Below are 12907 nucleotides of genomic sequence, written 5' to 3'. Positions count from 1 at the left end.
CAGTGGGCAAACGGTTATCGGACCACGGGATTCGACGTCGGGTGGAAGGCTGCTGCGCAGAACCTCAGCGATATCAACGCCATGGGCGGACGCGCCACCTCTCTCGCTGTCAGTCTGACCCTTCCCGGAAGCACAGAAGTTGTGTGGGTCGAAGATCTTGCGGAGGGACTTACCTCCGCAATCGGTGAACTTGGCGCCGAGACGTGCCGCGTCGTCGGCGGTGACCTCGGGCGCGGAACCGAGATTTCGGTCACGGCCGCCGTCACCGGATCACTGGACGGTCACAGCGCTGTGCTGCGTTCGGGCGCACAGCCCGGAGACGTCGTCGTGCTGGCCGGAACGGCGGGCTGCGCAGCGGCAGGGTTGGCGCTGCTGGAGTCCGGCCATGACTACGGTTCGCTCGACGAGGAGCTTCGGGCGTTGATTGCTCTGCAGTGCAGGCCGCGGCCGCCGCTGCACGCGGGGCCTATCGCTGCTGCGCGCGGGGCCACTGCGATGCTGGATGTTTCAGACGGTCTGGTCAGGGACGCACAGCGCCTCGCTCACGCCAGCTCAGTGCGGATCGACTTCAATCCGGCGGCCCTGACATTGCTTGCTGAACCGCTCGGCGCTGCGGGTTCCCTGCTCGGCGCAGATCCAGTTGGATGGGTGCTCAGTGGGGGAGAAGACCATGGCCTCCTTGCCACCGTTAACCCAAACGTTATGCCTTTGGCGGGGTTCACTGCGGTAGGCTCGGTAGAGGCCGGGCCTGCCGAAGTGACCGTCGGGTCACAGTCTCCAGCCAACGTGGGATGGGATCACTTTGCAGACTAAAATCACCGCAAACGCGACTGCGATGAAGCGATGGTTGAGCAAAGCTGAAGAATCCCTCGGCAATCACAGCGACCGCCTGAATGCAATCAATATCTTTCCCGTGGCCGATGGCGACACCGGCACCAACCTCTACCTGACGGTACGGGCAGCTGCACAGGCTGTTGCGGACGTGGACACCCATGACCTCGGCGAACTCCTGAGAAGCGCCGGCCAAGCGGCCATGGAAGATGCCAGGGGAAACTCCGGCACGCTTTTCGCTGTTTTCCTGTCCGCCATCGCGGAGCCCCTGCACGGCGTTGCCCGCCTGTCCGGCCCGCTCCTTGCGACCGCGCTCAACCGGGCCCAGATCCGCAGTTGGTCCGCGCTGAGCGATCCTGTGCCTGGAACCATGCTGTCCGTCCTTGAGGCAGCTGCAGGGGGAGCAGCAACGGTGGACCAGGCAAACCAGGGGGATGACAGCAACCATGCCCTTGCCATGACTCTCCAGGGTGCCGTGGAATCCGCCCTCGAAGCAGTCATCAACACCGAGAGCCAGCTTGGTGCGCTGACCGAAGCGCAGGTGGTTGACGCCGGGGGAGTGGGGTTCCTGCTCATCCTGGACGCGCTGCGCGCAGCGTCCCTGGGCGAGGAGCTCCAGGATGAGCTGCTCGACGGACTGCACGGGTATGACGTACAGGCGCCGCATATCCATAACGGCATGCCTGCCGAGGGCGTCGAGGTCATGTGCACCATCAATCTGAGCCCTCTGGATGCCGCGACGTTGCGGCTGCACCTGGATGAGGTCGGCGATTCCGTCATCATGAGCGCTGTGACAGAGGTCGAGGATGGCTACCGGTGGCGCGTTCACGTCCACGTGCCCGAAGCCGCGCTGGCGCTGAAGTTCATCGAGGAAGCCGGCCAGCCCAGCCATATCGCCATCACCCAACTGGCCGGCGCTGGGGCCGTTCTGCCTCAGGAAGCCGCAGACATCGGCGGCCAGGAGCGCTACGGGTCCTAGGCGCGGCGCCCTCCGGATGCGCGACACCCGCGCCTGTTCGCGTCAGGGGACACAAGCCCCCACATCTCTCAGGACGAAGGAACGCATTATGCCCGCTCCCACCCGGACTACTCCGGAACGGACCGCCCGGTTCGGGTTCGCATTCATCGGCGTCCTGCTGATCGCCGTCAACCTCCGCGTCTCCTTCGTCAGCGTGGGACCGGTTCTCGCGAACATCAGCGGTGATCTCGGGCTGTCCAGCGCCGCAGCCGGCTTCCTCACGGGCCTCCCGCTCATCGCATTCGCCGTCTTTTCACCCGTAGGCCCGCGCTTCGCCGCGCGGCTCGGGCTTGACCGGGCGCTTTGGGTGTCACTTCTGATTCTGGCGATGGGGATAGTGCTTCGGTCGTTGCCCGTAGTGGGCTTCATCTGGGCTGGTACTGCTCTGATCGGCCTGGCTATCGCGCTCCTCAACGTGCTTGTGCCATCCCTCGTGAAGCGGGACTTTCCAACCAGGGTCAGCCAGGTGACAGGTAGTTATACCGCCACGCAGGCAGCGATCGCAGCGATAGGTGCCGCCGTCGTCGTTCCGGTGGCGGACGCCTCACCGGCAGGATGGCGGCTCGCTCTGGGCATGTGGGTAGGGCTGGCACTGATTGCGATGGCAGTCCTTTGGCCGTGGCTTCGCCGCCACGGGTCCGCGACGGCGCGTGCCGATTCTCCTACGGCTGCCTATCGGTCACCCTGGGGCTCTGCGTTGGGCTGGCAGGTCACCCTGTTCATGGGACTGCAGTCGATCGCGTTCTACGTCCTCATGGCATGGTTGCCCACCATTGAGCAGAGCCGCGGAGTATCCGCGACGACAGCGGGATTGCACCTGTCGGTGTTCCTGCTGGTCAGCGTCTTCGCAAGCCTCGCGACCGGAGGAATCCTGCATCGTGGGCCAGACCAACGCCTTGTCTCCTTCGCCAGCAGTTCGCTGACTTTCGTGACATTCCTCGGGTTGGCGGTCGCGCCGGACCTCACGCTCTTGTGGGTACTGCTGGGTGCGGTGGGTTGCGGGAGCCTGATTGTGATCGCGCTGTCACTGTTCAGCCTCCGCACCGTCAATTACGCGCAGGCTGCCTCGCTTTCGGGCATGGCACAGTCCGTCGGTTACGGGCTGGGAGCGGCTGGACCGGTGGTGTTTGGTGCCTTGCGCGACCTCAGCGGCGACTGGACCCTGCCCCTCATGGGCACAGCCGCAATCATGGCAGTGCTTGCCGGATTCGGCTTGCTGGCAGGACGGGACCGTCTGATCAGGGTCGGCTAGGCGCCGGCCCCTGAAGAATCCGCTAGGCGGACGCAGCGAGCTCCGGCTCAGGAGCGATCCCGCTGGCCAGCAGATTGTCACGGGTGGCGTTGATCACGCCGATGAGGGCGGCCCGCAGGTCTTTCTCCACGTACCCCTCGCCTCCGAGCGGCACGCCTTCACCCTGCTGGACCTGGTCGAGGATGGCCAGTCCCGCCGGTGTGAGGGAGACGAAAGTCACGCGCCGGTCAGCTTCGCTCTTGGAACGCTCGACCAGGTTCCGCGCCTCCAGCCGCTCAAGTGCCTTACCGACCGTCTGGGCCTGCACCCGAACGATCTGGGCCAGTTTTACCTGGCTCATGGAACCCGCGGTGGCAAGCACCTTCAGGATCGTCACGCCGGAATGCGTAACGCCGATACTGCGCAGGCGTTCATTGTCCCGGTTCTCATTCAGCCTGGCCGCTGTGCTCAGCAGACGGCTGGTTGACCAGTGTGAAGTGTCCATGCCTCATTAACCTTCTAACCCCGAAAGACGCGAGCACCGGCATAGTGCTGCACGCTCGAACTCAAAACCCGGTGGTACGGCACCGGCGGCGCCGACCGCCGAACGGTGCAAGTTCCGTCGATCGGTCACAAGTGCGCTTAGTGAAGTATCCTATGCGATGAAACTTGAGCTTTGAACAATTGAGAGGGTGGAGTCGTGGGCGAAACGGTCTCCTTCGAGGCTGATGAGGAGTACTCCGCGGCCCATCTGGACGAAGCGCAGCGCGATGCGAGCGCGCAGTCCTCCGTGCTGGACGAAATGCAGGACCTGATTTTGTCCGCCGCGGACATCCAGGAATTCCTTAACGAGCTCTCTGTGCTTTCGGCCCGGAGCGTCAGCTTCAACGGGGAGGACATCCTTTGCGGTATCACGCTGCTGCGCCGTCGCCGTGCTGCAACGGTGGCATACAACTCCAAGACGGCCAAGGCAATGGACGAACTACAGTACGCCTACAGGGAAGGTCCGTGCCTCACCGCTGCCCGTGAGCGGCGCACCATCGTGGTTGAAGACTTCCGGAGCGACAATCGGTGGCCCGATTATTCCGAAGCCGTCTCGCAGCACGGCCTTCGTTCCATTCTCTCAGCACCCTTCACCATCGGGACGGACGCACAGGCAGCCATGAACCTGTACTCCTACCGCACGGCCTCCTTCGGCGAGAAGGAAGTGGGCTTTGCCGAGTCCTATGCGCAGCAAGCCTCGAAGGGGCTTCAGTTGGCACTGCGGATGGCTCACTACAGCGAGGAGGCCGCTAACCGCAGCCGTGCAATGGAGTCACGAACCGACATCGACGTAGCAGTGGGTATTGTGATGGCTCAGAACCGCTGTTCGCAGCAGGAGGCGTTCGAGATCCTCCAGCGCGCCTCCAGCACGCGCAATGTGAAATTGCGGGTCATTGCTTCGGAGATCGTTCAAAGGGTATCGGGATCTTCACCGGCGACCCACTTCGATGGTTAGCAGAATCGTCAGGCGCCTCGGCTAAGCTCGCACTGTCCTCATGTAGGTTCCTGCCGCCCGCAGGAGGAAAGTATGCAGGGAAGGTAGATGGAGAACAGGCGCCCGGCCGAGCTGGACTTACCCCTGAACCTGAAGATGCTCAGCCCCAAGCTGCAGAAGCAGCTGGAAGAGAGCCTGGGTATCTCCAGCGTCGGTCAACTTCTGAACTACTTCCCCCGGACCTACCTTGCCCCAGGGGAACTGACTGCGCTGGCAGAGCTGCCCCTCGGCGAGGAAGTGACCCTGATTGCCCGCGTCCAGTCCGCGAACTCCCGGCGGATGCGCACTCGTAAAGGCAAGCTGCTGGATGTGGTGGTTACCGACGACGACGCCGGTCGCCTGGGAACCATGCACCTCACCTTCTTCAACGGCTATAACGCCGAGAGGCAGTTGACACCCGGAACCCGGGCTGTTTTCTCCGGCAAGACAGGCAGCTACCGAGGTCAGCTCACCCTCACCAATCCCCGTTATTCGCTCCTCGATGAGGGGGAAGGCGGGGTGGAAGAACATCTGCGGCCGGTGCCTGTTTATCCGGCGTCCGAACAGATCAGCAGCGCAACCATCAAGACGTGCGTCTATCAGCTCCTCGACAGCCTCGCGCATTCCCAGCTGAACGATCCGGTTCCGTCGCATATCGCCGGCAGGGACCGCCTGATGAACATCACGCAGGCCTACGAGATGATCCATCGTCCGCACGAGGTTGAGGACGCGTACCGTGCGCAGCACCGCTTCCGCTACCAGGAAGCGCTCGTTCTGCAGACTGCACTGGCGCGGCGCCGGGCAGAGGCCCTCGCCGAAGAAGCGACCTCGCGTCCGCATCGCCAGGGCGGACTTCGTGACCAGTTCGATGCTTCGCTTCCCTTCTCACTGACCGCCGGGCAACGCGACATCGGGGAACAGTTGGAGGCTGACCTGGCGGCCGCCCATCCCATGAACCGCCTACTGCAGGGTGAGGTGGGATCGGGTAAGACGCTCGTAGCCCTGAGGGCAATGCTCCAGGTGATCGATTCCGGGGGGCAGGCGGCACTCCTCGCGCCGACAGAAGTATTGGCCGCACAGCACTACCAGTCGATCAGGCGCACACTGGGCCCGCTCGCTGAAGGGGGCATGCTGGGCGGTGCGGTGGACGGCACCCGGGCGGTGCTGCTGACCGGCTCCATGTCCATGGCGCAGAGGCGGGAGGCACTGCTCGCGGCCGCGTCCGGCGATGCCGGGATCGTGATCGGCACGCACGCATTGTTGTCCGAGAACGTCCAGTTCTTTGATCTGGGCCTGATCGTGGTGGATGAGCAGCACCGGTTCGGCGTGGAGCAACGGGACGCACTGCGCGCCAAAGCAGCCGCTGCACCGCACATGCTGGTCATGACCGCCACGCCGATACCCAGGACGGTCGCAATGACTGTTTTCGGTGATTTGGACGTCTCAACCCTCACCGAACTGCCGGCCGGCCGCGCACCCATCGCCACGCACGTCGTTGGGTTGTCCGAGAACCCACGCTGGATTGACCGTGCGTGGGCGCGAGCGCGGGAGGAGATCGACGCGGGCCGTCAGGTGTATGTGGTGTGCCCCAAGATCGGCGATTCCCAGATGGAAGCGGACAGCGCGGACGCGCTCGAGTTGTACGAGGGGCCGCCGGCGAACCGGCAGGAACTGACGTCGGTGCTGGAGCTTTTTGAGTCGCTTTCCGAGGTTCCCGCCCTGGCCGGGGTAAACAAGGGGCTGCTGCACGGGCGGCTGGACCCGTCGGAGAAGGCAGCGACCATGGGCGGATTCAACGACGGGTCCATCAGTCTCCTGGTTTCGACGACCGTCATCGAAGTCGGCGTCGACGTGCCGAACGCGACACTCATGGTGATCATGGACGCCGACCGGTTCGGCATCTCACAGCTTCACCAGCTTCGGGGGCGCATCGGACGAGGTGGACATCCCGGCACCTGCCTGCTCGTAACACAGCTTGAACCTGAGCACCCCAGCCGGGAGAGGCTGGACGCAGTAGCAGCTACGACGGACGGCTTCGAGCTATCCCAGAAGGATCTCGAACTGCGCAGGGAAGGCGACATCCTGGGTGCTTCCCAGTCCGGAGGCAGGTCTGCGCTGCGTTTCCTCAAGGTCATCCAGCATGCTGAGGTGATTGAGAAAGCGCGAAAGGACGCGCAGGGACTTGTCGATGCGGATCCAACGCTCGCCGATCACCCGGAGCTCGAAGAGGCCCTTGACCTCTACCTGAACGCGGAGAAGGAAGCGTTCCTTGAACGCAGCTAGTTGCCGCCGTCGGCAAGTCACCGTCGTTGGCAAGTCACCGCCGTTCGCGGCCTCAGGAAGCGCGCGACGTCGTTTTCCGTGCTTTTGTAGCCGGCGTCAGGCGGAAGCGTGACCTTTCGGACGCCGGAATCAGGGTGGTCCATTCGGGATGGCCCCCGAGGTAACCACGCACGGCCGGGCAGAACGGCATTACCGCGAGCCGCCTCCGATGCAGGTTCTCTAGTACATTCCCGATGAAGTAGTTATCCAGTCGGGCGCGCTTGAAGCGCTGCTCGATGTTCGTGTGCAGCAGCCAGATCTGGCCCTGCCGTGATTCATATTGAAGGTGTCCGACGTTCTCTCCGTCGACATACAACTCGAAGCGGCTCAGCTTCATGTTGTCCCGCACGGCGGTGCGCAGGTTGGTCGAAGAGGCGTCTGGGTAGCGCAGGTCCATGTGAACTCCCACGTCTTAAGGCTGGTGAGGCTCGCTGCTGAACCGTACAAACAACTATAGCGACAATCAGTAGGCTGACAAAGTTTCTTTGTCAGGCAACCCCCGTGTGGATCCGGCGGAGCGTGAGCTCGTCGCACACGGACTCGTAGCGCTCCCTGGCCCGCAGGTCGGGTATCTCTGAGTCAAGTTCCAGGAAAAGGGTGTCGCACAACTGAATGAGGCTGCACTCTGATTCGGAGGACAAATCGGTGGGGAATGCGTCGTCGTTCTCGGCAGGTCCCGGAAAGTCGACGGAGAAGGAGTAGTTCGATAGCTGATACGGCTCGACGGCCGAGCGAGATTGAGCGTGCATGGTGGTGGCACTCCCACAAGTAGTTCCTGTTGTGGCTCGCTGCTGAACCCTGCTGACAGTCTAGTCCGCTCCTGTCCGGTGGCAACCCTGAGGTGGGCAAAGCCCATTCACCGCCCACCAGATTCACCAAGAGCGGTTCACCGGGGCAGCAGGATGAACTTAGGGAAAAAACTAGTAAGCATGCTTCCAATTTTGCGTTGCATATGCCTACCCTTGTGCAACCGGATACTTCGGAAGAAGTCCTCTGCAATCAATCTCAAGGAGATACCATGATCACGCAGGAACACATCGACCGCATCCTTGACGGCAATGGCAACGTTATTGATCAGGACGGCAACAAGGTTGGATCCGCGGGCCAGGTCTACGTGGACGACCACACGGGAGAGCCGAGCTGGGTAACCGTGCGGACTGGGCTCTTTGGCACGTCCGAATCATTCGCGCCGCTGCAGGGCGCGTCAATGGACGGCGATGACGTGCGTATCGCCTACACCAAGGATCAGGTCAAGGACGCCCCGAAGGTTGATCCCGACCAGAACCTGAGCGAGGCAGAAGAAGACGACCTGTATCGCCACTATGCACTGAGCCGTCCCGGTGGCGAGAACGACGCCAGCGAACGCGGCACCTATGCCGGAACGACCACAGGGTCGGACGACATGCGCGAAACCACGTCGGGTGTTAGCGGAGTTGGCGATGTCGACCGCGATCCCTATGACGCTGACCGCGGCGACCGCACCGTCGGACATGACACGTCCGGCCCTACGACGGATGACGCCATGACCCGCTCCGAGGAGCGGTTGCACGTCGGCACCGAGAACGTGGAAACCGGCCGCGCCCGCCTGCGCAAGTACGTGGTGACAGAAAACGTCACCAAGACGGTCCCCGTCCAGCGCGAGGAAGTGCGGGTCGAGCGGGAGCCGATCACGGACGCCAACCGCGACGCCGCCTACGATGGTCCGGCCATCAGCGAGGAAGAGCACGAAGTGACTCTTCACGAGGAACGGCCGGTAGTTGAAAAGGAGGCAGTGCCCGTCGAGCGCGTGCGCCTCGACAAGGAAACCGTCACCGACGAGCACACTGTCAGTGAGGAAGTTCGCAAGGAGCAGATCGACACCGACGGCTCGGACGACACACGCCGCGGGCTCTGATCGGAGGCGGCATCCAGCGATGAAAGAAAGCTGGCTTCGCCGCGTACTCAAGTGGACAGGTGCTGGGCGCCCGGGTCGTTCTGTCCCGGGCGCCCAGCCCTCGCTTGATCGCGTGGACCTCCACGACAAGGTGCATGACCTCAACTCCGCGCAGCTATGCCGGGCATGGCGGATCAGCTTCCTGGCCGTCATCAGCGCAAGAACAGCATCCGAGCTCGAAGACCTTGCCGAAAAGCGGCGGATGTACCTTGATGAGCTCGAGCTCCAAAACCCCTCAGGTTTCAGAGCCTGGATGGAGACCTCTCCGGCAGCATCAAGCGACCCTGAGCCGTATCTGCTTCATCACGCGAAGCGGGAGAAGCGCGGGCATGGGTCTTCCTAGGGCCGACGAGGGCTAGGTTTTTGGGTTCGCGGTCACGACCACGTTCTTCCCCCAAGGGTCTTCCGTGTAGCAACTGATGAGGACGAGGCGGTTCGGGGCAATGTCCCAGATGTCGCTGTCCTTCAGGGTGTCTTTGTCATGGGTTGTGATTGAGTCGACCACGTAGTGCTGTACGCCGGACGAGGTGTGCAGCACTACGTCGTCTCCGACTTCCGCATCAGTGCTGAGCCGATTGAACGGAGCCTCCCGGTCCTCCCAGCTGTGCCCTGTGATGTAGGTGGTGTCCGTGGAACCCCGTCCCGGCATGCCGAAGGTTGTCAGCCAGTAGCCGTCCAGAGTGAACGGCGGAACGAGGGACTGCGAGGCTTCGTCAGCTGCCGAAGGAGTCAATGGCAGCACCGTCACGTCGATGCCGGCGGAGTCCATGATGAGCCGCTGCGGAGCAGCTGCCCTGGCTCCCGGCTGGGCGGCATTGGTTGAAGGCTGGGCGGTCCTGGTTGCAGGCGCTGGACCTGGTGTTGGTTCTGCGGATGCACTGACGGATGCCGTCGGGACGGGGGCCGCTTCCCCGGGAGGTGCCGCGGGTGCCATCACCCCGCTGATTGCAGTGGCAGCGACAAGCGCCGCGAGCACAGCCGCACCCGCCGCCCACAACCGCGCACGCGGTCGGGGCGCCGGGGCAGCGTCGTGCTGGGGAACAGGCATGAACCCGCTATGCCCGAGCGTTCCGGCGGCGGCGTACGACGACGGCGCCGGAAACGGCTGCCGCACCCAGCCCGGCCAGCCCCGCAAGAAGCGCGAGGTTCGCAGGATCGGAAGCACCGGCGTCGTAAGCTGCGGTCTGGATGTTCAGGCCACGCTGCTGGGGGGCAGACACCGTAACGGCAGGCTTGTTCGCGACGGGAGCGGAGCACGCGGCAACTGCTGCGTCGGCCAGAGCCAGGAGTTGTTCCGGGTCGGCGCCCTCAGTGAGCCCGAGCTTGATGTAGGCGTCGTCGAACGACTCGATCGTCGCCTCAAACTGCGCTTCCAGGGCGAGGATCTGCGGAGTTCCATAGGCTACCTCGGCTGCAGCAAGGTAGGCCTGATCTGCTGCCTCGTACTTCTCGGCGGCTGCAGCGACCTCAGCCGCGGCTGCATCGGATGCGCTCTTGGCGTCGGCGGCCACCTTCACGGCGGCGTCGTACCGGCCCTGCGCCTCATCGCGCGCGGCCTCGGCTTCTGCCAGCGCCACTGTGTCGCCTGCGGGAACGGCCAGTACGGCCGCTTCAGCTGCATCGAGCTCTGCAAGGGCTTTAGCTTCCGCGCCGGCGGCCGCGGTCAGGAGTGCGGCCGCCGCTTCCGCTGCCTCGGCTGCCTTGAAGGCCGTGAATTCCGCGTCGTCGAGTGCAGCCACCTCGTCAGCGACTGCGAGGTCTGCCTCGGCGTACAGCGGATAGAGCTGTGCGTCGATTGAATCGAACGCGTTGATGGCATCGCGAAGCTGATTGGCCAGCGTGATATCGACGGAAGCGACGCCCAGCTGGGTGCTCAGGGCAGCCTGCGCAGCGACGCACTCAGCCGAACCTGGCGCGGCCGAAGCAGGTGCAGCGGTGAGTACCGTGCCCGTTGCGAGAAGTGCTGAGACACCTACGGTAAGCAGGCAGGAGCGAGTATTCATATGTGATGTCTTTCGTGGAAAGCCCCCAAGTCCCCCTTGAGCGGCGCGCGCCGCTCGCACTTCGCTAACGCGGCTGCTTTTCGGCTGCACTCATTTGACCATGCAGGAGGCGGAAACTGCCAGTAGTTTAGAGTGTTTCTTCATGAGTCGAATCATCGCCGGCGCCGCAGGGGGAACTCCGCTTGCCGGCGTCCCGGGAAATGCGACGAGGCCCACCACCGATCGCGTCAAGGAAGCGCTCTTCTCCCGATTGGACGCATACAACATCCTGACCGGTGCGCACGTGCTGGACCTCTTTGCCGGTTCCGGTTCACTCGGGGTGGAGGCGGCAAGCAGGGGAGCCGCAACTGTTGACCTCGTGGAGGCTGCCGACCGGGCGGCGGCGGCCTGCAAGGCCAACGCAGATGTGATGAACAAGGTGCTTGGGTGGACCTGCGTTCGTGTGCATCGGACCAAGGTGGAGACCTACCTGAGCCGGGTCCCGGAGGAGGTCCTCTGGGACGTGGTGCTGATGGATCCGCCCTACCCGCTTGAGGACGCGCCGCTGATGAGAATCGTGTCCGCCCTGGTTCCTCATCTGGCGGAGGGCGCCATCGTGGTAGTTGAGCGGTCGTCACGGTCCGGCGAGCCGGACTGGCCCCCCGGCATCGAGCGGTTCGCCGAGAAAAAATATGGGGAAACCAGGCTTTGGTATGTCGAGCCCGTTTGACCGCACCTGAGCACCGACGAGCACTGGCCGGACTGCGCGATCTCATCTAACTCTCATCTTCAGTTCATCTGCTCCCCATCCAGCGTCCGTACCGTGTCTGCAGGATCACTGAAGCGCGGAGCAAGGGGCGTTCATTATGCGGTTATCGGTCATCGGGTGCGGGTACCTGGGAGCAGTGCACGCGGCGTGCATGGCGAAGCTTGGACATGAGGTTGTGGGCATTGACGTCGATGAGGCGAAAGTCGCCAGTCTCAACGCTGGGGAGGCCCCGTTCTATGAACCGGGACTTCCAGGCCTGCTCGCCGAGGCTCTCGGCACCGGCCGGCTGCGTTTCTCCACGCGTATCGCCGATGCTGCAGGTTCTGCCGTGCACTTCATCGCCGTCGGAACACCCCAGAAGCGGGCGGAGAACGGTGCGGATCTGAGCCATGTCTATGCAAGCGTCGATGCGCTGCTGCCGCACCTCCGAGCCGGCGATGTGGTGGTTGGCAAATCCACGGTCCCTGTGGGGACAGCGCGCGATCTTGCGGGGAGGATCGCTGGTGCGTGCCCTGAGGCCACCCTGGCCTGGAACCCGGAGTTCCTGCGCGAAGGATTCGCCGTCCAGGACACACTGGAGCCGGACCGGCTTGTCTACGGGCTTGACAGGACAAACAGCGGTGCGCAGCTCATTCTGGACGAGGTGTACGCCCAGGCGCTTTCCGATGGCCGACCGCGGTTGGTGATGGATTACGAGACTGCCGAGCTGGTGAAGGTTTCGGCGAACGCGTTCCTAGCAACGAAGATCTCCTTTATCAACGCCATGGCGGAGGTCTGCGAGGCAACCGGCGCGGACGTCTCGATACTTGCAGACGCTATCGGGCACGACGCGAGGATCGGGCGGAAGTTCCTGAACGCCGGGTTGGGATTCGGCGGCGGATGCCTACCGAAGGACATCCGTGCGTTCATGGCCAGAGCAGGAGAGTTGGGGGCTGATCAGGCCTTGACCTTCCTGCGGGAGGTGGACTCCATCAACATGCGGCGGCGTTCACGGATGGTGGATCTGGCGCGGGAGGTCTGCGGTGGAACGCTGCTGGGCCAACGCATCGCAGTTCTTGGTCTGGCTTTCAAGCCGAACTCGGATGACGTCCGTGATTCGCCTGCTCTGAGCGTTGCGGCGCAACTTCAGCTTCAGGGAGCGGCTGTGACGGCGAGCGATCCGGAAGCTGTCCCCAATGCATCTCGGAGGTTCCCGGACCTCAGCTACACCTTGTCGGTTGAAGACGCGGTGAAGAACGCCGACGCAGTGCTGGTATTGACCGAGTGGGAGCAATACCGAGCGCTCGATCCAAAGATCCTCGGCGA

14 protein-coding genes are annotated in these 12907 nt (G+C 63.5%); 9 read left to right on the top strand and 5 right to left on the bottom strand.

Features of this window, described 5'->3' with window-relative positions:
* From thiL to RIF85_RS11420, 3 genes are all read left to right on the top strand, one after another.
* On the top strand, window positions 1-813 hold an 813-nt coding region (thiL, locus tag RIF85_RS11430), incomplete at its 5' end, for a thiamine-phosphate kinase (RefSeq protein ID WP_309072028.1).
* A gap of 22 nt (window positions 814-835) precedes the next feature.
* Window positions 836-1810 carry a DAK2 domain-containing protein gene (locus tag RIF85_RS11425; protein ID WP_309072029.1) on the top strand — a complete coding sequence of 325 codons (975 nt, stop codon included), beginning with the start codon at window positions 836-838 and terminating at the stop codon, window positions 1808-1810.
* An 88-nt stretch (window positions 1811-1898) separates the two neighbouring features.
* Window positions 1899-3101, top strand: coding sequence for an MFS transporter (locus RIF85_RS11420; RefSeq protein ID WP_309072027.1), 1203 nt, complete (start codon window positions 1899-1901; stop codon window positions 3099-3101).
* Between the two features lie 22 nt (window positions 3102-3123).
* Here RIF85_RS11420 and RIF85_RS11415 read toward each other — a convergent pair whose 3' ends face one another.
* Window positions 3124-3585: a MarR family transcriptional regulator gene (locus tag RIF85_RS11415; RefSeq protein ID WP_309072026.1), complete on the bottom strand. Its 462-nt coding sequence runs from the start codon at window positions 3583-3585 to the stop codon at window positions 3124-3126.
* Between the two features lie 195 nt (window positions 3586-3780).
* On the opposite strand from RIF85_RS11415, the gene RIF85_RS11410 reads away from it, so the two are divergent.
* Together RIF85_RS11410 and RIF85_RS11405 are read left to right on the top strand one after the other, a co-directional pair.
* Complete coding sequence (locus RIF85_RS11410) at window positions 3781-4578, top strand: GAF and ANTAR domain-containing protein (protein WP_309072025.1); 798 nt, start codon at window positions 3781-3783, stop codon at window positions 4576-4578.
* A gap of 87 nt (window positions 4579-4665) precedes the next feature.
* Window positions 4666-6879: an ATP-dependent DNA helicase RecG gene (locus tag RIF85_RS11405; RefSeq protein WP_309072024.1), complete on the top strand. Its 2214-nt coding sequence runs from the start codon at window positions 4666-4668 to the stop codon at window positions 6877-6879.
* Window positions 6880-6931: 52 nt separating this feature from the next.
* On the opposite strand, the gene RIF85_RS11400 is transcribed toward RIF85_RS11405, so the two are convergent.
* Window positions 6932-7327 (bottom strand): N-acetyltransferase, encoded by a 396-nt coding sequence (locus RIF85_RS11400; RefSeq protein ID WP_309072023.1) that lies wholly within the window; start codon window positions 7325-7327, stop codon window positions 6932-6934.
* Window positions 7328-7406: 79 nt separating this feature from the next.
* Window positions 7407-7667, bottom strand: coding sequence for a hypothetical protein (locus RIF85_RS11395; protein ID WP_309072022.1), 261 nt, complete (start codon window positions 7665-7667; stop codon window positions 7407-7409).
* A 269-nt stretch (window positions 7668-7936) separates the two neighbouring features.
* Here RIF85_RS11395 and RIF85_RS11390 point away from each other — a divergent pair, with 269 nt between their 5' ends.
* The gene (locus RIF85_RS11390; protein WP_309072021.1) at window positions 7937-8812 is read left to right on the top strand and encodes a YsnF/AvaK domain-containing protein; all 876 of its coding nucleotides are present in this window, start codon (window positions 7937-7939) and stop codon (window positions 8810-8812) included.
* Between the two features lie 112 nt (window positions 8813-8924).
* Window positions 8925-9194: a hypothetical protein gene (locus tag RIF85_RS11385; protein ID WP_309072020.1), complete on the top strand. Its 270-nt coding sequence runs from the start codon at window positions 8925-8927 to the stop codon at window positions 9192-9194.
* 12 nt (window positions 9195-9206) lie between these two features.
* Here the strand turns inward: RIF85_RS11385 and RIF85_RS11380 are convergent, their stop codons facing one another.
* The gene (locus tag RIF85_RS11380) at window positions 9207-9899 is read right to left on the bottom strand and encodes a class F sortase (protein ID WP_309072019.1); all 693 of its coding nucleotides are present in this window, start codon (window positions 9897-9899) and stop codon (window positions 9207-9209) included.
* A 7-nt stretch (window positions 9900-9906) separates the two neighbouring features.
* Entirely contained in the window at window positions 9907-10854 is a 948-nt protein-coding gene (locus RIF85_RS11375; protein ID WP_309072018.1) for a hypothetical protein, read from the bottom strand.
* A 142-nt stretch (window positions 10855-10996) separates the two neighbouring features.
* On the opposite strand from RIF85_RS11375, the gene rsmD reads away from it, so the two are divergent.
* Both rsmD and RIF85_RS11365 read left to right on the top strand, forming a co-directional pair.
* The gene (gene rsmD, locus RIF85_RS11370; RefSeq protein WP_309072017.1) at window positions 10997-11563 is read left to right on the top strand and encodes a 16S rRNA (guanine(966)-N(2))-methyltransferase RsmD; all 567 of its coding nucleotides are present in this window, start codon (window positions 10997-10999) and stop codon (window positions 11561-11563) included.
* Between the two features lie 136 nt (window positions 11564-11699).
* Window positions 11700-12907: UDP-glucose/GDP-mannose dehydrogenase family protein (locus tag RIF85_RS11365; protein WP_309072016.1), on the top strand; the 1208-nt coding region annotated here is incomplete at its 3' end.

The organism is Arthrobacter sp., from assembly GCF_031179385.1.
Classification (GTDB): domain Bacteria; phylum Actinomycetota; class Actinomycetes; order Actinomycetales; family Micrococcaceae; genus Arthrobacter_D.
This window is presented reverse-complemented; position numbering and strand designations above follow the sequence as displayed.

What these genes read in the sequence shown, in the direction of transcription:
- RIF85_RS11425 (WP_309072029.1), top strand. Translation starts at nt 836, where the DNA reads ATGAAGCGATGGTTGAGCAAAGCTGAAGAATCCCTCGGCAATCACAGC.
- RIF85_RS11420 (WP_309072027.1), top strand. Translation starts at nt 1,899, where the DNA reads ATGCCCGCTCCCACCCGGACTACTCCGGAACGGACCGCCCGGTTCGGG.
- RIF85_RS11415 (WP_309072026.1), bottom strand. Translation starts at nt 3,585, where the DNA reads ATGGACACTTCACACTGGTCAACCAGCCGTCTGCTGAGCACAGCGGCC.
- RIF85_RS11405 (WP_309072024.1), top strand. Translation starts at nt 4,666, where the DNA reads ATGGAGAACAGGCGCCCGGCCGAGCTGGACTTACCCCTGAACCTGAAG.
- RIF85_RS11395 (WP_309072022.1), bottom strand. Translation starts at nt 7,667, where the DNA reads ATGCACGCTCAATCTCGCTCGGCCGTCGAGCCGTATCAGCTATCGAAC.
- RIF85_RS11390 (WP_309072021.1), top strand. Translation starts at nt 7,937, where the DNA reads ATGATCACGCAGGAACACATCGACCGCATCCTTGACGGCAATGGCAAC.
- RIF85_RS11380 (WP_309072019.1), bottom strand. Translation starts at nt 9,899, where the DNA reads ATGCCTGTTCCCCAGCACGACGCTGCCCCGGCGCCCCGACCGCGTGCG.
- RIF85_RS11375 (WP_309072018.1), bottom strand. Translation starts at nt 10,854, where the DNA reads ATGAATACTCGCTCCTGCCTGCTTACCGTAGGTGTCTCAGCACTTCTC.
- rsmD (WP_309072017.1), top strand. Translation starts at nt 10,997, where the DNA reads ATGAGTCGAATCATCGCCGGCGCCGCAGGGGGAACTCCGCTTGCCGGC.